General features: G+C 55.3%; 19 protein-coding genes and 1 tRNA gene. 6 read left to right on the plus strand and 14 right to left on the minus strand.

The features are described from left to right. Window positions 1–32: 32 nt before the first annotated feature. The 10 genes from J2I48_RS12265 to J2I48_RS12310 all read right to left on the minus strand — a co-directional run bounded on the left by J2I48_RS12265 (window position 33) and on the right by J2I48_RS12310 (window position 11,694). Window positions 33–1,334, minus strand: a complete 1,302-nt coding sequence (locus J2I48_RS12265) for a metal-dependent hydrolase family protein (protein WP_207335737.1) — start codon at window positions 1,332–1,334, stop codon at window positions 33–35. Window positions 1,335–1,424: 90 nt separating this feature from the next. Beyond that, a complete protein-coding gene (locus J2I48_RS12270; RefSeq protein WP_207335738.1) occupies window positions 1,425–1,724 on the minus strand; it encodes a hypothetical protein in 300 nt (99 codons plus the stop codon). A 132-nt stretch (window positions 1,725–1,856) separates the two neighbouring features. Next, a complete protein-coding gene (locus J2I48_RS12275) occupies window positions 1,857–2,297 on the minus strand; it encodes a hypothetical protein (RefSeq protein ID WP_207335739.1) in 441 nt (146 codons plus the stop codon). A 104-nt stretch (window positions 2,298–2,401) separates the two neighbouring features. Further along, window positions 2,402–2,851: a DUF4920 domain-containing protein gene (locus J2I48_RS12280; protein ID WP_207335740.1), complete on the minus strand. Its 450-nt coding sequence runs from the start codon at window positions 2,849–2,851 to the stop codon at window positions 2,402–2,404. A gap of 49 nt (window positions 2,852–2,900) precedes the next feature. Further along, window positions 2,901–6,137: a DUF7948 domain-containing protein gene (locus J2I48_RS12285; protein ID WP_207335741.1), complete on the minus strand. Its 3,237-nt coding sequence runs from the start codon at window positions 6,135–6,137 to the stop codon at window positions 2,901–2,903. Window positions 6,138–6,225: 88 nt separating this feature from the next. Continuing rightward, window positions 6,226–6,855, minus strand: coding sequence for an ABC transporter ATP-binding protein (locus tag J2I48_RS12290; protein WP_207335742.1), 630 nt, complete (start codon window positions 6,853–6,855; stop codon window positions 6,226–6,228). 100 nt (window positions 6,856–6,955) lie between these two features. Beyond that, a complete protein-coding gene (gene lpxA, locus J2I48_RS12295; protein WP_207335743.1) occupies window positions 6,956–7,747 on the minus strand; it encodes an acyl-ACP--UDP-N-acetylglucosamine O-acyltransferase in 792 nt (263 codons plus the stop codon). Beyond that, on the minus strand, window positions 7,744–9,138 hold the full coding sequence (locus tag J2I48_RS12300) for a bifunctional UDP-3-O-[3-hydroxymyristoyl] N-acetylglucosamine deacetylase/3-hydroxyacyl-ACP dehydratase (protein ID WP_207335744.1): 1,395 nt from the start codon (window positions 9,136–9,138) through the stop codon (window positions 7,744–7,746). Before J2I48_RS12300 ends, lpxA begins: the two co-directional genes overlap by 4 nt. 86 nt (window positions 9,139–9,224) lie before the next feature. After that, window positions 9,225–10,250, minus strand: coding sequence for a UDP-3-O-(3-hydroxymyristoyl)glucosamine N-acyltransferase (gene lpxD, locus J2I48_RS12305; protein WP_207335745.1), 1,026 nt, complete (start codon window positions 10,248–10,250; stop codon window positions 9,225–9,227). A 187-nt stretch (window positions 10,251–10,437) separates the two neighbouring features. Next, on the minus strand, window positions 10,438–11,694 hold the full coding sequence (locus J2I48_RS12310) for an HD domain-containing protein (protein WP_207335746.1): 1,257 nt from the start codon (window positions 11,692–11,694) through the stop codon (window positions 10,438–10,440). 202 nt (window positions 11,695–11,896) lie between these two features. Between J2I48_RS12310 and J2I48_RS12315 the strand changes: the two genes are divergently transcribed. Beyond that, window positions 11,897–11,970, plus strand: a tRNA-Ile gene (locus tag J2I48_RS12315). Window positions 11,971–12,014: 44 nt separating this feature from the next. Here J2I48_RS12315 and J2I48_RS12320 read toward each other — a convergent pair. The 4 genes from J2I48_RS12320 to J2I48_RS12335 form a co-directional block, all read right to left on the minus strand. Continuing rightward, window positions 12,015–12,920 carry a c-type cytochrome gene (locus tag J2I48_RS12320; protein WP_207335747.1) on the minus strand — a complete coding sequence of 302 codons (906 nt, stop codon included), beginning with the start codon at window positions 12,918–12,920 and terminating at the stop codon, window positions 12,015–12,017. Between the two features lie 12 nt (window positions 12,921–12,932). Continuing rightward, window positions 12,933–15,188: a prolyl oligopeptidase family serine peptidase gene (locus tag J2I48_RS12325; protein WP_207335748.1), complete on the minus strand. Its 2,256-nt coding sequence runs from the start codon at window positions 15,186–15,188 to the stop codon at window positions 12,933–12,935. Between the two features lie 68 nt (window positions 15,189–15,256). After that, window positions 15,257–16,537, minus strand: a complete 1,281-nt coding sequence (locus tag J2I48_RS12330) for a flavin-containing monooxygenase (RefSeq protein WP_207335749.1) — start codon at window positions 16,535–16,537, stop codon at window positions 15,257–15,259. 70 nt (window positions 16,538–16,607) lie between these two features. Further along, complete coding sequence (locus J2I48_RS12335) at window positions 16,608–18,536, minus strand: serine hydrolase (protein WP_207335750.1); 1,929 nt, start codon at window positions 18,534–18,536, stop codon at window positions 16,608–16,610. A 583-nt stretch (window positions 18,537–19,119) separates the two neighbouring features. Between J2I48_RS12335 and J2I48_RS12340 the strand changes: the two genes are divergently transcribed. The 5 genes from J2I48_RS12340 to J2I48_RS12360 all read left to right on the plus strand — a co-directional run bounded on the left by J2I48_RS12340 (window position 19,120) and on the right by J2I48_RS12360 (window position 25,967). Next, the gene (locus J2I48_RS12340; protein ID WP_207335751.1) at window positions 19,120–19,608 is read left to right on the plus strand and encodes a MarR family winged helix-turn-helix transcriptional regulator; all 489 of its coding nucleotides are present in this window, start codon (window positions 19,120–19,122) and stop codon (window positions 19,606–19,608) included. Window positions 19,609–19,858: 250 nt separating this feature from the next. After that, the gene (locus tag J2I48_RS12345) at window positions 19,859–20,554 is read left to right on the plus strand and encodes a helix-turn-helix transcriptional regulator (protein ID WP_207335752.1); all 696 of its coding nucleotides are present in this window, start codon (window positions 19,859–19,861) and stop codon (window positions 20,552–20,554) included. Window positions 20,555–20,630: 76 nt separating this feature from the next. Further along, window positions 20,631–21,473 (plus strand): MBL fold metallo-hydrolase, encoded by an 843-nt coding sequence (locus J2I48_RS12350; RefSeq protein WP_207335753.1) that lies wholly within the window; start codon window positions 20,631–20,633, stop codon window positions 21,471–21,473. A 196-nt stretch (window positions 21,474–21,669) separates the two neighbouring features. Continuing rightward, the gene (locus tag J2I48_RS12355; RefSeq protein ID WP_207335754.1) at window positions 21,670–22,437 is read left to right on the plus strand and encodes a patatin-like phospholipase family protein; all 768 of its coding nucleotides are present in this window, start codon (window positions 21,670–21,672) and stop codon (window positions 22,435–22,437) included. 308 nt (window positions 22,438–22,745) lie between these two features. Beyond that, window positions 22,746–25,967, plus strand: a complete 3,222-nt coding sequence (locus J2I48_RS12360) for a SusC/RagA family TonB-linked outer membrane protein (RefSeq protein ID WP_207335755.1) — start codon at window positions 22,746–22,748, stop codon at window positions 25,965–25,967. The last annotated feature ends 11 nt before the right edge of the window (window positions 25,968–25,978 follow it).

Raw genomic sequence — 25,978 nt, forward strand, 5'->3', positions numbered from 1 at the left:
GGGACCGCAACGTTAAACCTTAGACGTTGAACTCACTTATACTGCCTGCCATCTTTCATCACGAACTTCACTGCTTGCAGGGTCTTGATGTTCTGGATCGGGTTTTCGTCTACGGCAATGATGTCGGCGAATTTGCCGGGTTCGATAGAGCCAATCTGCGTATCCATGCCCAGCAGCTTCGCGTTGGTCATCAGCGCCGACCGGATGGCCTCTACAGCTGGCATGCCGGCTTCTACCATATACTCAAACTCTTTGGCGTTATAGCCGTGGATATACACGCCCGCGTCGGTGCCGAAGGCAATCTTGACGCCCGCTTTGTAGGCCCGCCCAAACGTGGCCTGAATTTTCGGCCCCACGGCCAGGGCTTTGGGTGTTACCAGGGCCGGGTAGTAGCCAAACATCCGGGCGGAGTCGGCCACGGTTTTGCCTGCAATGATAGTGGCCACATAATAGGTGCCGTGCTTCTTGAAGAGTTCAATGGCTTCGTCGTCCATAAACGTGCCGTGCTCAATAGTCTGTACCCCTGCCCGAATGGCCCGTTTGATGCCTTCAGCCCCGTGGGCGTGGGCAGCTACCGCAAAGCCGTAGTCTTTGGCCGTTTCAATAATGGCCTTCAGTTCGTCGTCGGTAAACTGCGGACCCTGCCCGTCTTTGGCGTTGCTGAGCACCCCGCCCGTGGCCGTAATCTTGATCAGATCTGCCCCTTCCTTATACCGTTGCCGCACGGCCTTGCGGGCTTCGTCGGGGCCGTTGATGACTCCTTCCAGCGGGCCAGGATCACCCATCAGGTCGCGGCGGTAGCCATTGGTGGGGTCGGCGTGGCCGCCGGTGGTGGCAATGGATTTGCCTACCGTCATAATGCGTGGCCCGTCGGTGATGCCCCGGTTCACGGCGTTGCGTAGGGCAATGTTGATGCCACTGCCACCAAGGTCACGCACGGTGGTAAACCCGGCCAGCAGCGTTGTTTTGGCATATTTAGCCGACTTGAACGTTACATCAGGAATGTTTTGCGTAAACTGATCGATCCCACCACCGCGCCGGGTTTCGGTTTCCAGGTGCACATGCATGTCAATGAGGCCGGGCAGCACGGTCTTGTTTTTTAGGTCTATTACTCGGTCGGTACCGGCGGGGCTGGTGTAGCCTTTTTGTACGGCGGTGATTTTGTTGCCCTCTACTACCACCGTCATTTGGGGTTGCAGGTCGTTGCCCGTTCCGGCGAAGAGATTGCCGCAGTGGAGTAGGGTACGTTGGGGGCCTGTTGCCGACGGTTGAGCCAGCAGGGGCGAGGTAATAAAGCACGCGCTAAGAAGCAGCGGGAAGTACAGTTTGCGCATAAATAAAGACAAGTGAGTACGAAAAAGCCGCAACCAGACAGCTGCGGCCTCAAAATACGAAAAAGGGCAAAGCAGTAGAGAAAGCGTAGTCTAAACCCGATCAGTCAACAGCTTCACGATCAACGAAAGCTTTTCCTGCATGCTTACTTGTGTTTGGTGCATGCTTTCTTGTGTTCGTTGCATGCTTTCTTGGGTTCGTTGCAGATTCTCCTGAGTTTGCTGAAACTGAGCGAATTGCTCTTTAATAGCTTTAAACCCTTCATTCTGGTCATGCCTGATGGCCCTGACGTCGGTTGTCAGGTCAGCAAGTCCTTTAGACAAGATTTCGATCTGCTGATCGTGCATGTCAACTCTTTGAGTAAGCTGTTCAACTTGTTGTTCTAAAAACATGGAAAGTACAGGGTGGTTTAGTTACGCAACGGCAATATAAAAAAAGTTGCGATCTGGGCCAGCCACCTCAGGCAGTAACCTGATTAGGTTCCAATCATCCGGCCAGAGAGAACAGAGAAAGCTCAAAGTGTCCTAAAGCGGGGAAACCTGGAGAAGTGCCCGACCTACACGACTCAAATCTGTTTCACCAACGTATTCTCCTTTCAAAATAACCTTGTACAGCTGACCATTAAACTGAACGCTTGTTGAATCGCTTCGATTGGCAGATCGATCACTAGACTCACTTCCAAACCAAGCAAATAATCGTACTGCTCTGCTTTCCTGATTGCGAACCAATCGTACAGAGGCAAACAGATTATCGGGTGCAAAACAAGCAGCTTGCTTAGGGCAGATCGATATATTGACCGTATCGACAAAAACGATAATGCCCGTCGATGTTGCTATTGACTTACCCCTTTCCAAAACAACGTGGTTGGCCGGAATTGGATAAACCACTTCCGGTGATTTGCAGGCATAAGCCAACGGAAGGGCAGTAATAAACAGTCCGGCAATTGATTTTTGTGCGTTGTTCATAACACGAGCGGCTTGGTGATAAAAAAGCGTTGTCGATACTACCACTGGTGTATCAACAACGCTTTAATGACCCTGGCCGTGTTTAGGCCGTTGGAATCGAATGCCTACTTTTTCACGATAACCCCATCAGCCACGAAGGTGAGGGCTTTTTCGGGTTCGGTGATTTTGTCAATCTCGGCTTTGCTCTTACCCGCATCTTCAGCGTAGTGGCGCAGTTCGGCTACGGGCGTGGTGGTCTGTTTGGCAAGGCCTTCCATCACCACTTTTTTGCCTTCAATGTCCTTTGGTACAAAGAAGCCGTAGTCCTTAAAGCTCACCCGCATCGTCTGATTATCGGCCGTGCGGACCTGCATCCAGCAGCCTTTCACTTTGCAAACCGACTCTACGGTGCCTTCCACTTTGGCGGGCATTTCGGTCTTGGTGCCCATTTTAGCAACCAGTTGTGAAACAGGCAAAGCACCCTGTTCGGTGATCTTTTTGCCGTGGAACGAGTCCTGGGCTACGGCTCCGTACGCAAGGCCCAACAGCAGGGCGGTGGTGATAATGAGTTTCATACGCTTGTTTGTTTGCTAGTACAAAAGTAGTTTAAAGTTTAAACTACCCCTACTCCAGCACCTCAATCCAGCCTTTGCACTGGGTGCCGGAGCGGGTGGTGAGCAGGTAGAAATAGACGCCGTGGGGTATGTTTTTGCCCCAGTCGTTGGCGTAGTCGTCAGCGCGGAACAGTTCGCGGCCCCAGCGGTTGTAGATCTCCAGCTTCGCGCCCTTGAGGCCCAGGTCGAAGAGGTCATTTTTGCCGTCGTTGTTGGCCGTGATGGCGTTGGGCAGGCGCGAAAGGTCTTCGTAAATAATAGGCAGTTTCTGACTCAGCGAACACCCACCTTTGTAGGCCGTTACCACTACCGTGTACGAGCCGGACTGAGCATAGCGGAACTGATCGGGCAGGGGGGTACGCAGGGTGTCGCCGTTGCCCATGGCCCAGACGTACCGCTCAGCACCGGGCCGTTGATTCGTGAATGAAAGTCGTGTGGGCTGGCTACAATCGGGTGTCGATTCGGCAGTAACTTTTGGTCGAAATGAGTCATCCGTGCGTACAGACACGCTTTTTGTGGCTGTGCAGCCCGCCGCATTGGTCATGGACACCTGGTAAGTGAGCGCGCTGGCACTGCTCATAACTGATATGCTGCTTGAGGTGGGATCTACCAACGTGGTGCTACCCGTCCAGCCATACCGAACCCCGCCCGATGCCGTCAAGGCCACCGGTTTGTCGGGGCAGAGGGTGGTGTCTTTGCTGATGCGAAAATCGGCCGCGCCCACCTCCACCACCTGACTGGTCGAATCCACGAGCAGGCAATTCAGGGGGTTGTAGGCCCGGAGCACTACCGTGTAACTGCCTGGCGTAGTGAACGTTTGCGTGGCGCTGGTGGGCGAGGTAGCAATGACTTTTCCGCCAATGAGCCATTCGTAGCGCCGCCCGCCAATGCTGGTGTTTTTGAAGGTCAGGGCCAGTGGCGTACAGCCTTTTACCACATTTTTGCGGGTGCCTTCGTAAGTATCAAACGCGGCCTTCAGCTTGTCGGTGTCGAACTTGAAAGCCACGTTGTTGCAGTTGTCACTGCCTCGTTTTTGGGCGGCGGCCGTGGCCGTGGCGGGGAAGTTGTTAGACCGGCAGCTACAGGTGGCGTGGTAGATCACTCCGTTTTTGTCGAACCGGCTGGTGCCGCCGTCTACGTGGTCGCCATCGTCATTGATGAGCGGGCGGACGTCGCCCATGAACGTGCCGTAGAGCAGTGATTTGGCCCCTCGCTCCAGTACGCCAATCCAGAAATTGCTGCCGTTGGTGGTGGGCTGGTAGGCATCGAGTGTAACGGGCAGGCCGTAGCTGGAACTGAAGCTGTTGTAGCCTTTCTTAGAATTGACGATGCCGCCCCAGCCCGCTAGGTAAATGTTGCCGCAGGTGTTGACCAAAAACGCCGTGGGGGCAAGGTCGGGTCCCTGCACCGTGGTAGGGCTGGCCAGATCCCGTGCCGAGCCAAAGGTGGTCGAAAACACGGTCTTCGACAAATCGGGCGAGAGGGCGTGGATGAACTGCCCGCTGCGTGGGTTGCTGTATACCCCCGCCGACACCGGGTAGATGCCCCGCGTGAGGCCCAATACGTGCGGCACGTCGCCGGGGCCGATGTCGAGCAGGTTGGCCATGTCTGAACTTGGGGTGCCTAAATAGCTAACAGCCAGTAGCTTATCTTCATTGAAACGGGCGATGAATCCGTCATTGAGGCCCGCCAGTTTGGGTTGCAGCGCGCCCGCCGTGCCCAGGTTGGTGCTGTAGGTGCTGCCGCAAACGTAGAGCGACCCGTCTGAGGCCAGGCGCAGGCTGTAGGCCTCGTCGGCCAGGTCGCCGCTGATGCGGGCGGCCCAGCGTAACTGCTTCAGATCGGCTGATAACCGGCAAACAACGCCGTCGGAATACCCCGCCTGCACAGAGCCGTCCGTCACCGGAAAATCGGGCGATTGCGACGTACTGGCCAGGTAGATGTCGTCGTCGGGGCCAACGATCACTTCACCCCTGAACTCATCGGCATAATTCCGAATTGCTGCCGCGTTGGCGGTGTAGAGGTTTAGTCCGTCGTTATACGAACCACCCAGCAACGTGCTGCCAGTCAGTGATTTACCGTCAGCTTGAAGGCGTGTGATAAACAGATCGGCGGCATTGCGGTAAGGGAGGTAGGCCCCGTAGACACTAACGCCTTCGCCTGCTTTGGCGGTGAGTTTGCGCTGATACGCCCCAACTGTGGTAGGAAAATCTGTCGAAGCGGTGCTGCCCATGATAATTAACTCGCCCTTGCTGTTGGCAATGATGCTATGGGGCAGGTCGGCTTCGTCGCCACCAAGCGTGGCCGAAAAAAGGATGGTAGACCCGTCGGGCGAAAACTTCATGATGCCAATGCTGGTCTTCCCGGCAAAACTGACCTGGAAAGCACCGCGCGTAATCGGAAAGTCGGCACCCCAGACAGACCCCGCCACGTAGGTGTTGCCCTGGGCGTCGTAGGTGGCGGTGTGGCCAAAGTTGTCGGCCACGGAGCCGGTGAAGCTCACAAAAACCAGTTCCGGGTCAACGGTCAGGGGCAGGCTTTTGTCGTATCCGTTCGGAAAGTTAAACCGGGCGGTATGGCCATCCAGCACCCAGCGCGTGGCCACCTCCACGGCGGTGCCTTCGCCGGTGGCTGCTGTTCGGCTTACGTAGCTGTAGGGGGCATTTTCCCGAAACTCATTCACCGACGTCAGAACCCGCAGCCGGTTGTCGGCCAGCGTCAGTTCGTCAGCCCCCTCGTAGGCCAGCCTGATCTGGTCGGGGTTGGCCCCCGGCTGTACCACAAATTCGTACTTAAGTGTCTGATAATAAGCAAACACGCGCAGGTCGATGCCAGGGTAAAGGTTATGGTAGACCACTTCCGAATAGCCCGCTACGGCCCCCGCCCAGCGGGTAGGGTCGTTGCCCAGAAAATAGCTGTAGGTCGTGCCAACGGGGTGCAGTGCCTCCAGTTGCGGCTTGGCGCCAGCCCCCACAAAATCGACGCTTACGCCATGTGCCCGTACGGTGGATAGAACTGGTTCGGTGGTGGGGGCGGCGGCATGGCGGCGGGCGGTTTCGCGGGCATCGTAGAAGGCGTAGTGAAAACCCGACGTTTTCAGGAATAAAAAACCGCCCGGCAGGTCGGCCCGAAAGCGCACGTCGTCGGGCCATTGGCCTTTGTTTTCCACAAACACAAGGCCAGGCTGTTTGGCAACGGCCGGACTAAAAAAGCTAACTAGAGAGAGAAAGAGTAGCCAAAAACGCATCACGGTTTGAGTCAGGAACTAGCGTAGTACAAGCTACAAAAATTGTTCCTGAAACGGCCTATAAACACCACATTACCGCGCAAGCACGCTACCGTTTCCACTGCGTCACGTCGATCACGTTAGGGCAAAAATCGTACTCATCGGGTTGGTTCGAGCCAATCAGGAGCAGACAGTCGGGGCGGGTGAGCAGTTCTTTCACGGCGTCGCGGTACCAGGCGGCACCCTGCCGGTCGAGGTTGGCGGTGGGTTCGTCGAGAAGTACGAGGCGGGCATCGGAGAAAAGCGCGAGGCCCAGCTTCACCCGCTGCTTCATCCCCGACGAAAAGAATTTGATCTCCTTGTTGCGAGCGTGGCTCAGCTGCATCCGGTCCATCAGGGCCGTGGCATCGACACCCGGCCTTAGCGGCTTAAACTGCACGTGAAAGGCCAGTAACTCGCTGAGGGTCAGCTCCTCGATCAGTTCCAGGTAGGGAGCTGCCAGTACTATATACTTGTACCAGGCCTCTTCATCCAGCGGTTTTGCGCCATCCAGTGAGTATGTCAGCTTGCCCGCTGAGGCTGGTTGCATACCGGCCAGCACCTGCAACAACGTCGATTTGCCACTGCCGTTAGGCCCCACAAACGTATAGCTGTTCCCCGCCACCAACGTCAGGTCAACTCCCCGGAATATCCATTCCCGGCGGTACTTTTTCCCGATCTGGTCAGCGGTGATGGTCATGGTGTAGTGATGAGTGCTGAGTGGTAAACGGTGAGTTTGCTGCCGCACGAATAATACGCTGGCGGCAGCAAACTCATCGTTTACCACTCAGCACTCATCGTTATTCACTACTCCCGCTTCCCGGTCCTTTCATGATGCCGCGTTCTGAGTTGCGAATGAAGTTGAGCACCTCATCGCGTTCGGCGGTGGCGGGGATGTCGAGTTCGATGCGGTTGAGGGCCTCAGCGTTATTGAAACCGCGCAGAAAGACGTACCGGTAGATCTCCTGAATCTCGTTGATTTGTTCGTTGGTGAAGCCCCGCCGCCGTAGCCCTACCGAGTTGATACCGGCGTAGGAGAGTGGTTCACGAGCCGCTTTAGTGAACGGAGGCACGTCTTTCCGCACCAATGACCCCCCCGATACCATGGCGTGCGCACCGATTTTGGTGAACTGAAGTACTGAACTCGACCCACCAATGATGGCCCAGTCGCCCATGTGGACGTGGCCTGCCATCTGTACGTTGTTAGTCAGGATGCAGTGGTTGCCAATGCGGCAGTCGTGCGCTACGTGGGCGTAGGCCATCACCAGCGAATTAGAGCCAATTTCGGTGCGCCAGTGTTCTTCGGTGCCCCGGCTGATGGTGGCGTATTCGCGGATGGTGGTATTGTCGCCAATGATGGCCTGCGTCACCTCACCGTTGAATTTGAGGTCCTGCGGCACACCGGCAATGACGGCTCCCGAATAGATTTTGCAGTTTCGGCCAATGCGGGCGCCCGAATTGATCACCGCGTGGGAGCCAATCCAGGTGCCTTCTTTAATCTCAACGTCCTTGTGAATGATGGCAAAAGGCTCGATCACCACGTTTTGGGCAATCTTCGCTTCAGGGTGGACGTAGGCTAATGGTTGAATCATTTTTTCTTAACTAAACTCGCTATCATGTCGGCTTCGCAAACAAGGAGGTTGTTCACGTAACCGCGGCCCTGCATTTTCACAATACCGCGCTTCATGGGCGAGGTAAACTCACATCTGAAGATTACGGTATCGCCGGGCAATACGTTGCGGCGGAACCGGCAGTTCTCGATACCCACCAGAAACGGCCAGTAGTTTTCGGGGTCGGGTACGGTGCTAAGTACCAGAATACCACCCGTTTGCGCCATTGCCTCTAGTTGCAATACACCAGGCATAACCGGATTGCCGGGAAAGTGTCCCGGAAAATACGGTTCATTCATCGTCACGTTCTTAATACCCACCACGCTGCTTTCATCCAGCGCAATGATCTTGTCGATCATCTGGAACGGGTAGCGGTGGGGTAATAGCTGCGTGATGCGGTTAATGTCCAGAATCGGCGGCTGCTTCGGGTCGTATTGGGGTACTTGATTCTGAGCGTTTTTCTGAATCAGGCTCTTGATCTTCTTGGCAAAAGCCACGTTGGCGGCATGACCGGGCCGGGCCGCCAGAATCTGCGCCTTAATGGGCCGCCCAATAAGCGCCAAATCGCCAATCATGTCGAGCAGTTTGTGGCGGGCCATCTCGTTGGGGTAGTGTAGTTGCAGGTTGTTCAGAATGCCCGCCTGCCGGTTTACACCCACTTTTGGCTTGTTGAGCAAATCGGCGAGGTGGTCCAGGTCCGAGTCCGATACGTCGCGGTCAACAATCACGATGGCGTTGCTTAGGTCACCGCCTTTGATCAGGTTCTGTTTGTAGAGGGCTTCCAGTTCGTGCAAAAATACGAACGTCCGGCACGAGGCAATCTCTTTGGCAAACAAGGTCAGGTCGTTGAGCGAGGCATGCTGACTGTTGATTACCTGCGAGTTATAGTCGACCATCACCGTGAGGCGGTAGTCGTTGAGGGGCAGGGCCGCAATCTCGATGTCTTTTTCGGGGTTGCGGTGGTGCACAAACTCGGTGATCTCGAAGTATTTCTTGTCGGCGTTTTGCTCGTCAATCCCGGCAAACTCCAGTGCCTCCACAAACTTGATCGACGACCCGTCCATAATGGGGGGTTCGGGGCCGTCGAGTTGGATGAGGGCATTGTCTATTTGCAGGCCAACCAGTGCTGCCAGGGTATGCTCTACAGTATGGACGCGGGCACCATTTTGCTCCAATGTAGTACCACGCGAAAGGTCCACCACAAAGTCGACGTCGGCATCCACGGTGGGTTGGCCGGGCAGGTCGATACGCTGAAATTTATAGCCGTGGTTGGCTGGGGCGGGCATAAACGTCATCGTTGCCGACACGCCCGTATGCAAGCCCACGCCCGATACCGATACGGCTTTCTGTATGGTTTGCTGTTTGATGTTCATCTCTTCTAAGTCAAAAGTCGACAGTCAATAGTCGGCTGCCGCAAGTGTACTCCTGCGGCAGCCGACTATTGACTATCGACTGCCGACTATTGACTCTTTTTTTCAAGTTCATTAAGCCGCCGTTCCAGGTCGGGCAGGCGGCGGAAGATAGCTTGTGAGCGCATGTTGTCGCGCAGTGAAAAAGCAGTTGATCCGTTGAGCGACGTGCCTTCTTCGGTGACACTTTTCCCCACCCCCGACTGTGCGCCGATTTTGGTTCCGTTGGCAATAGTTAAGTGCCCGGCAAAGCCTACCTGTCCGGCAATGACGCAGTTGTCGCCCAGGCGCGTAGACCCCGAAACACCCGTCTGGGCGGCAATAACGGTGTTTTTGCCAATCTCGACGTTGTGGCCAATCTGAATCAGGTTATCCAGCTTAGCCCCCGCCCTAATGATGGTCGACCCCATGGTAGCACAGTCGATGGTGGTGTTGGACCCCACGCTGACGTTGTCTTCCAGGATCACGTTGCCCAGTTGCGGAATGGGTTTGTAAGTGCCGTCGGCTTGCGGGGCAAACCCAAAACCATCAGCCCCGATTACGGCATTGGGGTGGATAACGCAGTGATTGCCCACCACGGTATTATCCATGAGCTTAGCGCCCGAATGCACCACCGTGTAGTCGCCGATGCAGACATTATCACCAATATAAGCCTGAGGATACAGCTTGACGTGCTGCCCGATCTTGCAATTCTTGCCGATGTATGAAAACGCCCCACGGTAGGCGTTTTCGCCCATCTGCGTACTCTCGTGCATGAACGAAGGTTGCTCTACACCAACCCGCGAAAGGCTGATGAGCCGATAGTATTCTTCTAATAATTGGGTAAAAGCCAAATACGCATTTTCCACCCGTATCAACGTCGGATTTATTGGTTCACGAGGGATGAACGAATGGTCCACAATCACGGCCGAAGCGCGTGTTTCGTACAAAAAGGCTTCGTATTTGGGGTTGGCCAGAAACGATATGCTGCCCGGCTTAGCTTCCTCAATTTTGGCTAACTGGCTGACAGTCAGCGAGTCGTCACCATCTACGTGACCATTGAGTAAAACGGCTATTTGCCTGACTGTGAACTCCATAAACGTTGTTTAGGCCAGTGAATGAGGGTCGTTTTCCACGACATTTGGGCGGCTAAGGTAGCCAACAGATTGCACTATTCGTATAAATGGGGGATTAATTCAACTTATTGTGAAATGAGTTCAAAGTTCAATGTGTAACGTCTAAAGTTGCTCCATGTAAGGCGAATGTGCGAAGCAACTTTAGACGTTATACATTGAACTTTGAATTCATTTTCAGCTCCCGCGCCCAGCACACATAATGCCGCCGCACAATAGTTGACAAGGCACCAATGTTGGCTAGCTCAGAGGCATCGGCAATGTCGCGCACGAAGCCCGTTTTCGACTTAATCCGGATCGAGTCGCCCGTGGGCATATAGGCGGCGTTGGATGCCTGCCCTTCCACCAGAAAATAGGACAGTTCATCGTCCGATACGCCTTTGGCGCGCAACGTTCCAGCCAGTTCCTCAATTAGTTCAGGGGCAAAAGGCTCATTCGAGAGCATAATTTTGTACAGGTGCCGGTCCAGCAGCATCCGGCAAAGCGTGGCCAGCACAGTGTCGGGATGGGTGGCCCAGGCTTTCACGCAGGCCCAGACGTCGTAATCGTCCAGCCGCGTAAAGGCCTGTAAATAAGCCGGATTAGCCCGGAAATCGGCCAGCGAGATGCTTTCGCGCAGAAACAGCAGGAAGTCGGGCAGGCCATCGAGGCGGTTGCCAGACTCTGTATGGCGAATGAGAAACCGCGCCCGCCGCAGTATCTGAATCATCATCGACTCGCAGCAGATGGACGTTTTGTGCAAATACACCTGCCAGTACATGATGCGCCGGGCGTTCAGAAAATTTTCGACGCTCAGGATGCCCTTGTCTTCCACCACCAGTTGATCGTCGTGAAGATCGAGCATCTTAATAATCCGTTCAGCCCCGATAGTCCCCTCGGCAACGCCCGTATAGAAGCAGTCGCGGTTGAGGTAATCCATCCGGTCCATGTCGAGTTGACTGGAGATAAGCTGATGAAAAAATGGCCGGTGGTAGGTGCCCTCAAACATGGCGATAGCCAGGGTGAGTGCCCCGCCAAACTGCTCGTTCAGATCGCGCATGAGCATGAGCGAGATTTCCTCGTGGGGCACGTCTTCCAGAATGCAGCACTCCAGCACATGCGAGAACGGGCCGTGGCCAACGTCGTGGAGCAGGATGGCAATTTGCGCCGCTTCGCACTCAGCCTCAGAGAGTTGGTTGCCTTTGTTGCACAGCGTGGCCGTGGCCTGACCCATCAGGTGCATGGCTCCCAGCGCATGGTGGAACCGCGTATGCAACGCCCCCGGATACACGTATTCCGACAACCCCAACTGCTTAATGCGCCGCAGCCGCTGAAAATAAGGATGCTCGATGAGGTCGAACAGCAGCGGCGACGAGATACTGATGAAGCCGTAAACGGGGTCGTTGAGAATCTTCTTCCGGTTCGTCATAAAGAGAGTTTGCAGTTTACAGTTTGCCCGCACCAGCGGACCGATTTCCAGTTATCAATCGTAAGATTGGGAAGATGGATACATTGATAACTGGTTACTGATTACTGTAAACTGATTTAAGGGGAAATTTCGGCAGAAAGGACGTAGATTCAACAAAATGCCCTATTTTTGTACTGTCTTCAATAGTAAAAAATTGAGACAAGGGCTTGTAACTCAGTTGGTTAGAGTAACTGACTCATAATCAGTAAGTCCTTGGTTCGAGCCCAAGCTGGCCCACACAAAACGCCCCGCCGACGATCCGTTTGCGGGGCGTTTTTGCATTACGAGGGCCGAACCACAATCGGTTTGGGCGGTACGCTTTTCAGGTAAAGCCAGATAGCGTGCAACTCGTTGTCAGTTAGGTTGCGGTAAATTGGCCAGGGCATAATGGCGTGAAGTGCTGTGCCGTTTGGTCGAATGCCCGTTCGCATGATGCGTACAAAATCGGCTTCGCTCCAGGTGCCTATGTGGGTGGGGGTTAGGTTTGGTGCGGGTGGTGCACCGGGTGCCTGCATAGGGCCGCCCGCCAGGTCGGGCCGGTGGCAACCCCGGCAACTGCCGACGTTGGCCAGATAAAGGCCGTAGGTTGCGGAGGAACGTCGGTCAATCGTTTTGGCTGGTACGTGATTGGGTACTTTTTCAGCTGCCAGCAAGGGTAGCTCTCCCAGCACCAGTAAGGTGCGCCCTAACAACCGGAGTTCTGTTGGAGGAACTTCCCGGTCGACGGGCGTTAGCTGTTTGAGGTACGACACCAGTGCCGAAAGGTCGTCATCAGCCAGGTACGCCAGCTTTTCGCTGGGCATCACTAACATCGACGTGCCGTTGCGCTTGACCCCGTACCGAATGGCCCGCACCCAATCCTCATTGGTCAGGAAGCCGCCGATTCCGCCTCTGCCCCGTGTTAGATTCGGGCCATAAACCATGCCGAGCGGTCCCCCGTCGAGGTAGAGCTGCCCCCCCAGATCGACCCCGTGACACTGCGTACACAGCCCGAAGCTAGTGGCAATGTGCCCGCCCCAGGCTACCGTGTCGGCATTGGTGGTGATGGGCAACTTTGGCAGTGCAACTACGTTGTGTCGGCGGTTGAGGCGGTGGCTGCTCAGGCCGTAAATGGTGGCTACGGCTAGTAGAATCAGGCACAGCAGGCCAATAACGCCTCGCTTGAGCCATGTCAGGACTGTTTTCATCGCAAAAAAGAGTTAGTCGGTGTGTTTTGTGGCTTGCACGGGCTGGAAACCGGGGTGGCCCAGTTGCCAGAACAGGAAAGCGATGGCATCCGCGAAGGTGGTCAGTCGTTGCTGTTTCGTGACGCCGGGGCCGTGTCCACTCTGGTAATCGACGCGGAGCATCACGGGGTGACCACTGCGGCTGGCGGCTTGGAGGCGGGCCGTCATTTTCGCCATCAGCCACGGGTCCACGCGCGGGTCGTTAATGCCCGTACCCAGCATCACCGCCGGGTAGTTGGTGCTGTCGCTGACGTGGTGGTAGGCACTCATCTCGTGCAAAATTTTGAAGCCTTCCTCGGTTTTTACGCTGCCAAACTCCGGGATGTTCGGCACGCCGTTGGCCGTGGTTTCGTAGCGCAGCATGTCCGTCAGGCCCACGGCGATCCCTACGGCGCGGAACAGGTCGGGCCGCTCGGTCATGGCCCGGCCCATCAGGATACCCCCCGCGCTGATACCCAGGCCGCCGAGGTGTTTCGACGACGTGTATTGTTGAGCGATCAGGTATTCGGCGCAGGCGATAAAATCGCGCCAGGTGTTGGGCTTGGTAGCCTTGTAGCCGCCCTTGTGCCATTCTTCGCCGTACTCGCCGCCGCCGCGCACGTGAGCCACGGCGTAAATGCCGCCCTGCTCCACCCAGGCCGTAATCATGGGGCTGGTGCCCGATAGCGACGGGATGCCATAGGCACCGTAGCCGTTGAGCCAGGTCGGGTGGGTACCGTCGAGCGTCAGCCCTTTCTTGAACATGATCGACAGCGGAATCAACGTACCATCAGTTGCCGGGACATTCACCTCGCGAACGGCCATCGTACTGGTGAGTTTGTCGTGCGGGTCGTTGGGCTGCAACCCTACTTCGTGGGTACGTTGCCGGGCGGGGTCGTAAGCGAGTGGGCGCGCGGTCTTGGTCCAGGAGGTAAGCGAGAGAAGCAGCCCCGGTAGCCGCGAGTCGGCCCGCACGTCGAACAGAGTGCCCTCGAAAGGAAGCGGTACGTCGGAAGGCGATTCCGTTTTTTGGAATGGGATGCGCCGAATCCGGCCTAGCCCGCCATCCAGTTGCTGCACGTAGAGCGCGTCCTGCGCCAGGTGTAGCGCGCCTTCTCCGGCGACGTAGCCGCCGCTGATGACGGCTTTGCCGGCGGGCAGTACGTCGGTGGCCATTGCCAAATCCGGGTGTTGCAGGCTGGTGCGGATGACCTTGTAACGGGGCGTGTTTTTGTGCGTGACCAGATACAGGTCGTCGCCGTGCGGGGCCGCGTCCGTAATATCATCGGCTGGGCCAAACAGCTTGCGCCAGGGCGTATCGACACCCGTTTTACCCACCGCTGACAGCGAAACAACGTACCCAGTCTTTGCGCCGCCAACGCCCGAAATGACCGATGCTAGTACGTAATCAGTGTTGGGGTACGTATGCAGCCGGGGAATCAGCGTCGGGGGTACGTCGACAGCCGGGTCTACGCCGTGCCCGAAAACAATCCTATCCTGCTCCGCCGACGTACCTACCACGTGCTGATACACGCGGGACTTCTGCTGCCGTTCGGTGTTGGGCGCATCGGGTGGGAGTTGTTGTAGACGGGTGTAGAAAAACGAGCGGCTGTCGGGCAACCACGCCACGCCGCCGTAGCGTGCCCGGTCAATGGTTTCCCCGGTTTCGTAGCCGGTTAGTACGTCAATGATGCGGATGTATGTGTTCTCCGACCCGCCCGCTGCCAACCCCACAGCGATCAGTTTCCCGTCCCACGAGGGTTGGAAATAGCTAATCGATACCGGCTGCCCGTTGCTGGGTTTGAGTTGAGCGGGATCAACCAGGCGCGTTTCGGTGCCCCCCAGCCCCTGCCGGATGCAAAGCGATGCCCCATTTTCGTTGGCGTTGATTTTCAGGTACACGTACCGCTCGCCGGGCAACCGCATCACGTTACTGACGCGGGCAGGCACGGCGTTGCTGAGTTCCGTAAGCCGCGCCAACACCGCCTGCCGACCCGGTACGTTGTCAAGCACGAGGCGGGTGTAGTCGGCCTGCGCCTTCATCCAGTTCAGCAGTTCGGGGTTTTTCATATCCTCCATCCACCGGTATGGGTCGGTGATTTTGGTCCCGAAATAATCATCCACGACCGGGCGGATGGGGGCTGCGGGGAGGGGAGTTGGCTGAGTATACCCGATTTGGTGAGTGAGCAACACCCCGGTGAAAAACAGGGCAACAACGTACCTGGCAACAGGTTTTCTGTTGTCGTTCATTTGTTCTGAAAGATTAAGTGGATTTAAAAAGAGGAAGACGTTGAGTTGCGGTTCCGATTAACAGGCTACTAAGCCAGTTCGGAACACTGCTGATGATAGGCGCAGGCGGCATCTACGATAAACCGGGCGTCTTCGCCAAGACCAAGCAGCGTGGTCGATTTGCGACTGCGTAGCCAGTGGAGGCCCAAGAAGTACAGCCCACCTGTACTGGTTATCCCGTTGTGGTGCTCTGGTTGCCCGGTGCTGTCAAAGACTGGCAGGTGGAGGTAGCTGAAGTCAGCCCCAAAACCAGTTGCCCAAATGACGGACGTGACACCATGCCCGGTCAGGTTAAGCGACGTGATGGGATCCACACAATTGACATCGGGGTCAGGCGCATCGTCGGGGTCGGGGGTTGGTGCGGGGGCCGTCAGCCCAGTCTCCTGAATAAACGCGTCGACCATGCCCTTGACCTGAGCGGAAAATTCGTCGGCAAACTGTACGTGCATGGCCGCGTTGGCTGCGAAAGCCACCATAGTATCGTCGGCATCTGTCATGCTACCCAGTAGGGTCACGCCTTTGCGGGCCAGCGACTGAAGGCTGAGGGTGCGCTGCCCCCCGTCGCGCCCCGTTAGCAGCGGCGTTTTCAGGTGTAGCATAGCCGGGTCGGGCACGTCTTCGGCCCGTGCATTGAAGAAGCCCATCTGCACAAGCCACTCCATGATGTCTTTGCCCCGGTAGCGCCGGGGTAGTCTGGCCACGGGGCTGGTGGCCAGGTAAACCGCGCGGCCAGCTTCGGCCAAATCCTCGGCTACCTGACAGCCCGATTGCCCACTGCCAACCACCAGCACACCCCCGTCCGGTAACTGGTCGGCCTGACGATATGTGGCTACGTGGCGTTGCTGAATAGCCGGTAACAGCTGACCTGCCAACGTCGGTATCTGTGGCGTATTCATGGCACCAGAGGCCACAATTACCTGCCGACTTCGGTACGTATGAAACTGGTCATGGCGGGATACGGCAATTGTGAACGCATCGTCGCCCACCGATTTTTCGATGGAAAGGACGGTCGTGTCTTCGATAATGGGTAGTTCATGCGCCAATGCGTAATCGGTCAGCGTAGCGACAAACGTGTGGGCGGAGCTAAATCCACCCGGATCGTCTTCGGTGGGTATTGTGTCTGGTAACCGATTGAATTGATTTGGTGAATTGACGACGAAGCTGGCCCATCGCTGCGACCGCCACGATTCGCCAACGCGACCGCGTTCGAGCACCAGATGAGCTAATCCAGCCTGTTTTAGGTAATAACTGGCACTAAGCCCAGCATGACCCGCTCCGATGACGATAACGTCTAAAATAGGGGTGTTCATAACAAGAAGAAGGTTAATGGCAGCCCGCAACACCCCAGAGGACGCGGCGGGCTGTGCCATTGGTGTTGCCTTAGCGCGGACCCCACGCTCCGTTGAACGCGTCGATGACGAAGTTGCCGGGATTGGGCAGTACGGGTGAATTGTGGATCAAGGTTACCTGCACGCCAATGGAAAAGTCGTAGAACGACGTATTGAGCGTACCGCTGCCGTTGGGCGATGGAAACCACAAGAAGCCCCCGTGCGATACCTGCGTACCGTTGGTGACGTTGCCCCGATACCAGCCCAATTGATGGTCGTCCATTAGCTTGCGTTGTTGTGCGTTCAGGACGGTGTCGGTGAACCGCAGCTTGCCTAGGAGTTGATTCAGCTCGTTCATCGACAGGTGAATCCCGCTGCCCGCCGAATACAGCGTTGAATCGCCGAAGTCCGTACCGCTTACGTTGCCCGCCGGAAATGGGTAGAACAGCGTCGGGTTGGTGGCAGCGGGTTTGGCCGTGACGTTTTTGATGCCCGCCGGTGCAAAGACGTTGGCGTTCATGTAAGCCAGGTAGGCCGTCGCCAGGGCCATTGGCCGGTTGGCTACGCCTGGGTCACTGAAGCCGTTCAGGTACGGTATGATGATGCGAAACAGGGCGAAATTCTGGTTTTGATACGTATAGGATTTGTCGGTGCTGACGCCCTTCGCAATCATGTTTTTCAGGTAGTCGTAGTCGACTCCGTTGCCGTCCTGCTCCCGAATGCCACTGGTGTGAGTCAGCAGTTGCTTAAACGTGATGGCGGCTACATTTGGGCCACGTTGCCAGTCGGCGGGCAGGTACGTGCCGATGGTCGTGTCGATGGTTATGCCTTTGGCTGTGAGTAACTTAACTACGCCTATTGCCGTGAGCGTTTTGCTGACGCTGGCCAGATTGGTCCGGTCATAGACCGAGAAATCGCGTTGTGGTGGGTTCGTCGCCGTGCGGGCCAACCCGGCATCAAAGCGGAATTCAGGGTTGCCCCGGTATGAAATCACCACACCATAGCCCACGCAGTTACTGTCCAGTTTTTGGCGGATGCCACTCAGCAGTTTCGGCAACGACAGGGCCTGGTTGCCCACGGCGATGCGTTTGTTATAGAGTTCGCCAAGCCGTACCTGAAAGTCATCGAGCGACCAGCCCCAGACAATCCCCCGGCCATCATTGCCCGGCATCCAGATGCCATCGTAGCGTCGTTGACCCCCACCTATATCGTAGCTGTGCTGATGCGCCAGTCGATAGCCCTGGCCGTAGTGTTCGCCGTTTTTCTTTTGAAAATCAGTGAGGGTGTAGCCCCACGCAATAGGCCTACTATCGTTGCCTGGCATCCAGATGGCGTCGTAGCGGCGTTGCCCCGGACTCACTTCGTAGCTGTACTGATGTACCATGCGGAAGCCCTGCGCCCAGAGCTCGCCGTTCTTTTTTTGCAGGTCGGCTAGCGACCAGCCCCAGACCACGGGTCGTCCATCGTTACCGGGCGTCCAGATGGCATCGTACCGCCACTGCCCCCCGCCAATGTCGTAGGCCTGTTGCTGCGTCAGGCGAAAGCCCTGCGCCCAGAACTCCCCATTTTTCTTTTCCAGATCGGCCAGGGTGTAGCCCCACACAATGGGTCGACCGTCGTTGCCCGGCTGCCAGATGGCATCGTAGCGGCGTTGACCCCCGCCAATATCATAGCTGTACTGGTGCGCCATGCGGAACCCCTGTTGCCACAGTTCGCCATTTTTTTTCTGCAAATCGGCTAACGCCCAGCCGTACACGACGGGGCGGCCATCGTTGCCTGGACTCCAGATGCCGTCGTAGCGTCGTTGACCCCCACCTATATCGTAGCTCTGGATATGGAAGAGTTTGTCGCCGTTAATCAGCACTTCCGGGTCGGCAGCGGCAGCCAGGCCGTTATTTGCCTTCGCTTTTGTCGGAGCAAGACCGCCCAAACCCATGTGGTCGGGCAGTATTTGTTCGCTTGTTACTTGGTCAACCGTCATGATTGTTTCGATTAAAAGATGGAACTATGGTTGCACGCCTTGTGCGGGTAGCAATCGTTCATAGGCGCTCGTAGGTCATTCGTTGTCATGAGTACATGTCGAAAATGGTGTGTTTACGACTCAGTGATTTCGGCAACAAAGGTATCGGACGGTGGCGCGACGGGTAAATAGTCCTTTTGTACTAAATGCTGATTGACAGTCGATTATACAAGAAATAGTACAAAAAGACTATTGCTGAGGATAGGCGTGTGGGCGAGTTTTATGCCCGTAGTTCGCCTAACTTGCCCGAACCTGACGACTATGCGAAACCTTGTTTATCAGGTTGCATCGTCGCTCGGCAACTTCATTGCCTATCCCGACGGGTCGGCAGACGGCTTCCTGCCGTCAGGTGCTTACATCCAGGATTTCCTTGACAGCGTCAAGACATACGGGGGCGGTGCTAATGGGCCGGAAGATGTTTGCCCAAACCGATCGGGTTCAGTTGATGCGGAGCAGCTACCAAATTCGCTCAACGTCGCGTTATGTAGTAAGTTTGCCTTAGTTGAATGGCACCAACGAACTGATTCACTGCGATCTGAGAGCGATGAGCACCCCCACACAATACCACCGTATTGAAGATGATATTCAGCAGGCCACGTTTCGCAATGAACTCTCCAAGGCCGGAATCAACCTGATTTACACAGGTACGTGGCTCAAAACAGCCCACAGTGATTTCTTCAAATCGTTCGGCATAACCTGGCCGCAGCATAACCTGTTGCGGATTTTGCGGGGCCAAAAAGGAAATCCTGTTAACGTAAACGCCATCAAAGAGCGTATGATGGACAAGTCGTCCAACGTATCGCGGATTACGGAGAAGCTACAGAAGAAGGAGCTTATCGACTGCCGTCCTTCCGAGGCCGACAAGCGCGCTGTCGACATTACGATCACTCAGAAAGGGCTAGACTTACTTGGCAGCGTGGAAACCCGCGTTCACGAGATCAACAACATGCTGTCTCACCTGGAACCCAGTGAATTGATCCTGCTCAATCTGCTGCTTGATAAGATCCGAACACCGCCGAATGGCGTGGGTTGAGGAACCTGTCGAAAGCTGCGAAGTGCGAAGCTATTCAGTGTCAATTTATGAGTACATACACACATATTTGGTGCGGCACCTGGACCGATAACTAATTCTAAACAACCGTTTAGCGATTTTAACCTGGCTTTTGGCAACATACATACCTACTATTGCTTCATCATTTGTGTGTACGTACTCGTAAATTACGTAAGGAAAAAATTTATGGTTGTGTGCTTAATTGGGTGCCGCCGTAACTGTGAAAGCGATTATGAAAGACGTATTTGACCAACAACCCAACACCCAACTGATTGAGCGGCTGTTTCCTGGCTGGGTGGTTCACCACTGCTTCGATGAAGGCCGGAGCCATCAGTTTATTAGCGGCAACGGAGCCGCCCTCTTCGGGTGTCCTATACAGGAACTAAACCGTAAAACGCTCAGTCAATTTAACGACCTGGTTCACCCCGATGACCGCGAAAGCTACGAACGGCTCCGTCGGAAAGTCGATGACATTGCCCGAATCACTGATCCGCACGAATTGGAACGATACCGCTTTGTACTGCATTACCGCGTGCGGCGGGGTGCCGGCAGCTACTTCTGTCTGCACGACGAGAAGCAACTCTACCAGAACCGCTATGGCAAACTGGAAATTATCAGCCTGTTTCGCGACCTCTCGGCCGACAAATCGTTTGTGCGGGTGCAGTTGGAGACGTACCTGGTCAATGAGTTGGGCTACCGGAAACTCAACACCTACGTACCCACGCAGGCTGAGCAGAGCCTGACCTCGCGGGAAGTAGAAATCATCGATCTCATCAAAGAGGGACTGAGCAGCAAGGAAATTGCCGGGCGGCTATTTATTAGCATCAATACGGTGCGTAATCACCGTAGCAACCTGTTTCGGAAAACCAACGCCCGCAACATGGTCGACCTGCTCAACACCGCCGCCGTGAGTGAACACCTGAACTAGCCGCGCCACAGCCCACCTGTTGACGGCTGAAGGCCGAATTTGCGTAAGTTCGTCGCCTCATATGTCAACGAACTCAATGACAATACACACCCTTGATACCGGTTCGCTACTCCTCGATGGCGGGGCCATGTTTGGTGTAGTGCCGAAACCGCTCTGGCAGAAGCTCAACCCTCCCGATGACCAAAACAAATGCACCTGGGCCATGCGCTGCTTACTCATTGAAGCTGGTAATCGGCTGGTTCTGGTCGATACGGGGCTGGGCGATAAGCAGGACGACAAATTCTTTAGTCATTATGTCTTACCGCAGTGGCCTAAGAATCAGTTGCTCAACTCAACCCGTCAGCTAGGGTATGATGCCGCCGACGTCACCGACGTGCTGCTCACACACCTGCACTTCGACCATGTGGGCGGGGCTATAAAGCGAGAGGGAGAAGCCCTACGACCTGCCTTTCCCAATGCCACCTATTGGTCGCACCCCGGTCATTGGGACTGGGCCGTTAACCCCAACCCACGAGAAAAAGCGTCTTTTCTGACGGAAAATATCCTGCCACTTCAGGAAAGCGGACAACTCCATTTTTTTGGCGAACAGTATATAAATCTGTCTGGCCTTGAACTCATTTACGTAGACGGGCATACCGAGAAAATGGCCTTACCCAAACTAACCGTGGGCAACAAAACCATACTCTACTGCGCCGATTTGATTCCGTCGGCGGGGCATGTGCCACTACCCTATGTGATGAGCTACGACGTACGGCCACTGCTGACGATGCAGGAAAAAGAGCGGTTGCTCGTGCAGGCTGCTGCTGAAGGTTGGATACTGGTTTTTGAGCATGACCCAGTGATCGAAGCGGCAACGGTAGCACAGACTGACCGGGGAATTCGATTAGCGCATACAGGAAAACTAGCCGATTTTTTGTAGTTAACAGATCCTGCGGCTGGACACTGGACGTTGGATTTTAGATGTTGGACTTATCGGTGCAGTTCCCTCAGACTACCATCCAACGTCCAGTGTCCAACATCTAACGTTCACTATCCAGCAAACTATAGAATTGGTAAAGGCGTTTTATAGTTGGACCAACTGTGGCCGCTACTCACGTATTGACAGAATAAGACGTATGAAAATTGGGTTGGCTTTATCGGGGGGCGGGGCACGGGGTATTGCTCACCTCGGCGTGATCAAAGCGCTGCAAGAGCAGGGCGTTGTGGTACATCAACTGGCCGGTACCAGCGCCGGGGCTATCACGGGAGCGCTCACAGCTACGGGCTACACCCCCGACGAGTCGCTGAAGATCATCGAGTCGTCGTCGTTTGTGCGGCATCTGCGCCCGGCCTGGACGCGCATGGGCCTGCTCCGTATTGATACGGCTATTGACCTGTACCGGAAATACATGCCCAAAGACAGCTTTGAGGCGCTTTCCATACCCCTCCACGTAGCTGCCGTTGACCTCACCGAGGGCCAACTAGTCATTTTCGACAAAGGCGAACTGATCAGGCCGGTGCTGGCCTCGTGCTGCCTGCCGGGTATTTTCGAGCCGCTGCTGATTAACAAAAAACAGTACGTCGACGGCGGGATTCTGAATAACCTGCCTGTAGAAACGATCGCCGACCAGGTGGATTTCATCATTGGGTCGCACTGCAACCCGTTTCCCGCGCATAAGCCTATTCGCACAGCGCGGGGGGTTATTGAGCGGAGCCTGGTGTTGTCGGTGCAGAGTAAAACGAGGGAAAAACTGGCGCAGTGCAACCTGGTTATTGAGCCACCCGAACTGGCCCGGTTTAGTGTGAGCGACATTCGGTATGCCCGCGAAATATTTCAGGTAGGTTACCGGTTTGCCCGCACTGTTCGGGTGGCCGAAGCTTTAAACGCCTTCGCAACAGCTTAACAGGCAAGATAGATTGCTGGTCCTGTTATCAAGCCTGCCCTTATAAGGGTGGGCTTTTTTGCGTCTGGCAGCTGGGGGCAGATAACTGCTTAATTGATTGGTTCTGATTAGGTTCTAATGATTGCAAAATCATGCGTAGCAATACTTGAGTATGTAAATAATCCATTTCCATATAAAATTTTGATATAGTGACGATTGTCAACTGTTTATTCTGTTAAACTGTTTTTATAGGTACCATTGTTTTAGTCTAGTCAGAAAGATAAGTTTGTAGGAAAGAAACCATTCTTGACTTAACTTAAACAGGAACTATGAGGAAATCTCTATGGGTAGGACTGCTACTGGCAGGCCTGAGCTGTACGACAGCGTTTGCCCAGGATCGAACTATCACGGGCAGGGTAACGCTCAGCGACGACGGCTCGATAATGCCGGGCGTATCGGTGGCGCTAAAGGGAAGCACCCGCGGCACCAACACCGATGGCAACGGTAATTATTCAATTTCAATACCATCCAATGGTAGTAAGCTGGTATTCAGCTTTGTTGGTATCGCCACCCAAGAGATCACCATTGGTAACCAGTCGGTGGTCGACGTGCAACTGAAATCAGACTCACGGCAACTGAGCGAGGTGGTGGTGACGGGTACAGGCGTGGCTACCGATAAGAAAAAGCTAGGCATCAGCGTAGAGTCGATCACGGCGGCGCGACTACCGGCCATTTCCAACGCCACCATCGACCAGGCGTTGGTGGGTAAGATTGCCGGGGCGCAAATCTCGTCGTCGTCGGGTGCGCCGGGTGCACCGGTCAGCATTCAGCTGCGGGGTATCAACACCCTGGGCGGCGGCACGCAGCCGCTGATCCTGATAGACGGGGTTGAAGTGACCTCAACGGCGCTTAATGCCCTTGATCTGAGCAACGTAGAGCGCGTAGAAGTGGTGCAAGGCGCGGCTTCGGCCACGATCTACGGCGCGCAGGGTGCCAATGGCGTTATCCAGATCTTTACCAAACGCGGTAAGCAGGGTGCCACCCGGATTGATTTCTCGTCGCGGGTGAGCCAGGATTCATACATCAACGTGGCCGACGTACACAAGCCCTTCAACCACTCGTTTGCCACCGACGCCCAGGGCAATATCCTCGACAACACGGGTAAGTTGCTGACCAAAAACGATCTTGGTCTGTGGGGGCAGGTAACCTGGGAGCGGGAAGCTAACTCGCAGAATAACAAGCCTTACAACGACAAGACACCCTATTACGACCATTTTGCGCAGATGTTTCGTAGCGCCTCGACGCTCAATAACTCGCTGAATATTTCGGGGGCTACCGGCAAAACGGACTATTCGTTCACGATGACCAACATCAACCAGCAGAGCGTCATCAATTCAGACGGTAATCTGAACCGGTCAAACTTCTCGGCCAACATCGGTATCGAGCTGTTCAAGAATTTCACCCTGCGCAGCACCACTCAGTTTGCCTATACCAACTCGACCAGCTTTGGGGCCGATGCAGGTGGCTTTCTGTCGTCGGCGTTATACACCTGGCCCTTCGCCGATTTGAACAACAAAGACAAAGACGGTAACCCTACCTATAAGTATGGCGGTGCAGGTACCAACTCCAGCAACCCATTCTACCAGACATATTACCAGAACTATTCGACCAAAGTGCTGGACGTAATTCCCAGCCTGAACCTGAACTATAAGGTGTCGAAGTTCCTGGAGCTTGACTATAAGTATGGGGTTAACCACTCGCGGATCGATTTTGAGCGGTTCTCGCAAAACCAGGAAAGCAACCCGTCGTCGGTAGCCAAAAACTGGTACGTGGGCGAAGGACTCACGGGTGGCATTGCCCAGCGTAACACCAACCGCACCAACCAGAACTCGCTGGTGTCGGCGTTTATTCGCACTGATTTCCAGAAAGATTTTGGTCTGAACATACCCATCACCACGTCGACGCAGTTGGCCTTCGACTGGCGCCGGTACGACTTCAACCGTGACTTTATTAACTACACGGGCTTACCCCGCTACCAGCCGGTAAACGGCGCGCAGGCGCAGTCGAACAATATCAGCACCTGGCGCGACCAGTTCCTGACCTATGGTTACCTGGTAAACCAGCGTATTGAATACAGCGAAATTCTGGGTGTAACGGGCGGTTTCCGCGCTGACTACTCATCGGTGTTTAACGAAGGTCGCAAAGCCAATGTGTTCCCCCGCGGCGATGGCTACATCCGCCTCTCGAAACTGGGCTTCTGGAACGGTGCCCTTGCCGACGTGCTGCCCGAATTTAAGCTTCGTGCTGCCTACGGAGAAGCTGGTATTCAGCCAGTTACGTACTTTGGTGGCATCGGCGGTTTCTATGGTTCATTCCCCAACCACTACATCCGTACCACCACGCTTGGTACGGGTAACTACGACAACGGGGCCTACCTGTCGCTCAACGCCGTGGCTTCCAACCCGGCTTTGAAAGTGGAGGTGTCGAAAGAATTGGAGTTTGGTTTTGATCTGGGCATTCAGCCCAACAAAGGTGGTACCATTCTGCCCTACATCAATGCCAACGTGACCGTCTGGAACCGGAAGGGACAAGACATCATCTGGCCATCAGCGCAGGCCCCCACCACGGGTATCCAGTCGAAATACGACAACTACATCGTAGGGCTGTCGTCGAGCGGGGTGCAGGCTACGGTCGATGCGCAGGTGTACCATGGCACGGCCCTGACCTGGGATCTGGTAACCACGTTTGGTACCCAGAAATCATACCTCGATCAGACCGCCGACGGCAAAGCCATTCCGCTAACGTGGGGGAGTGCCGCTACCTACACGCTCCGTCCGGGCGAGCAGATTGGCACAATCTACGGCTACAAAGCTATCACGAGCGTTGACCAGACCGACCCCAGTGGCAACCGGTATATTCCGGCCAGCGACGCCGCCAAGTATGAACTCGTAGATGGCCGAATCGTCAACACCGCCAGCAAGCAGGTGCAGTTTACCAGCGACAAATATTCGCTGGGCGTAACAGCCCCCAAGTTCAATATGTCGTTCACCAACCGCTTTAACTTTAAGCGCTGGCTCGACGTGTCGTTCCAGATTGACTGGACGGCCGGGCAGAGCACCTACAACCAAACCAAAGAATGGATGTATTCGGAAGGTTTGCACAACGACTTCGACAAGCCCGTAACCATCGGCGGGCAGTCGGGCAACTGGGTAGCTTATTACCGTAGCTTCTACGACGCTTCGGAAAGCAACGGCACGAAAGACTATTTCCTCGAAAACTCGTCGTTCCTCCGCCTGCGCAATGCCAGCGTCGCCGTTGACTTCGCCCAACTGTTCGACATCAAGTTTCTGCGGCGGCTTCAGTTGTCCTACACGGGTCGTAACCTGCTGACACTGACCAAGTATACAGGCCTCGACCCCGAAGCCAACCAGAACGTATCGGGTGGTGGCACGGGTTCGGCCGCTGGTCAGGTGGCGGCACAGCGTGGCCTCGACTTCTGGTCATTCCCGAACGTAAAAACGCACCAAATCGGCATCAGCTTCGGCTTCTAATCGTCATTTCT

The organism is Fibrella aquatilis, assembly GCF_017353255.1.
Taxonomy (GTDB): Bacteria; Bacteroidota; Bacteroidia; order Cytophagales; family Spirosomataceae; genus Fibrella; species Fibrella aquatilis.

Bases quoted from the DNA above. Each gene is read 5' to 3' on its own strand.
- J2I48_RS12340 (WP_207335751.1), top strand. From the start codon at position 19,120: ATGAGCACCCCCACACAATACCACCGTATTGAAGATGATATTCAGCAG.
- J2I48_RS12265 (WP_207335737.1), bottom strand. From the start codon at position 1,334: ATGCGCAAACTGTACTTCCCGCTGCTTCTTAGCGCGTGCTTTATTACC.
- J2I48_RS12350 (WP_207335753.1), top strand. From the start codon at position 20,631: ATGACAATACACACCCTTGATACCGGTTCGCTACTCCTCGATGGCGGG.
- J2I48_RS12355 (WP_207335754.1), top strand. From the start codon at position 21,670: ATGAAAATTGGGTTGGCTTTATCGGGGGGCGGGGCACGGGGTATTGCT.
- J2I48_RS12320 (WP_207335747.1), bottom strand. From the start codon at position 12,920: ATGAAAACAGTCCTGACATGGCTCAAGCGAGGCGTTATTGGCCTGCTG.
- J2I48_RS12280 (WP_207335740.1), bottom strand. From the start codon at position 2,851: ATGAAACTCATTATCACCACCGCCCTGCTGTTGGGCCTTGCGTACGGA.
- lpxA (WP_207335743.1), bottom strand. From the start codon at position 7,747: ATGATTCAACCATTAGCCTACGTCCACCCTGAAGCGAAGATTGCCCAA.
- J2I48_RS12325 (WP_207335748.1), bottom strand. From the start codon at position 15,188: ATGAACGACAACAGAAAACCTGTTGCCAGGTACGTTGTTGCCCTGTTT.
- J2I48_RS12330 (WP_207335749.1), bottom strand. From the start codon at position 16,537: ATGAACACCCCTATTTTAGACGTTATCGTCATCGGAGCGGGTCATGCT.
- J2I48_RS12335 (WP_207335750.1), bottom strand. From the start codon at position 18,536: ATGACGGTTGACCAAGTAACAAGCGAACAAATACTGCCCGACCACATG.
- J2I48_RS12290 (WP_207335742.1), bottom strand. From the start codon at position 6,855: ATGACCATCACCGCTGACCAGATCGGGAAAAAGTACCGCCGGGAATGG.
- lpxD (WP_207335745.1), bottom strand. From the start codon at position 10,250: ATGGAGTTCACAGTCAGGCAAATAGCCGTTTTACTCAATGGTCACGTA.
- J2I48_RS12270 (WP_207335738.1), bottom strand. From the start codon at position 1,724: ATGTTTTTAGAACAACAAGTTGAACAGCTTACTCAAAGAGTTGACATG.
- J2I48_RS12345 (WP_207335752.1), top strand. From the start codon at position 19,859: ATGAAAGACGTATTTGACCAACAACCCAACACCCAACTGATTGAGCGG.
- J2I48_RS12275 (WP_207335739.1), bottom strand. From the start codon at position 2,297: ATGAACAACGCACAAAAATCAATTGCCGGACTGTTTATTACTGCCCTT.
- J2I48_RS12300 (WP_207335744.1), bottom strand. From the start codon at position 9,138: ATGAACATCAAACAGCAAACCATACAGAAAGCCGTATCGGTATCGGGC.
- J2I48_RS12310 (WP_207335746.1), bottom strand. From the start codon at position 11,694: ATGACGAACCGGAAGAAGATTCTCAACGACCCCGTTTACGGCTTCATC.
- J2I48_RS12285 (WP_207335741.1), bottom strand. From the start codon at position 6,137: ATGCGTTTTTGGCTACTCTTTCTCTCTCTAGTTAGCTTTTTTAGTCCG.
- J2I48_RS12360 (WP_207335755.1), top strand. From the start codon at position 22,746: ATGAGGAAATCTCTATGGGTAGGACTGCTACTGGCAGGCCTGAGCTGT.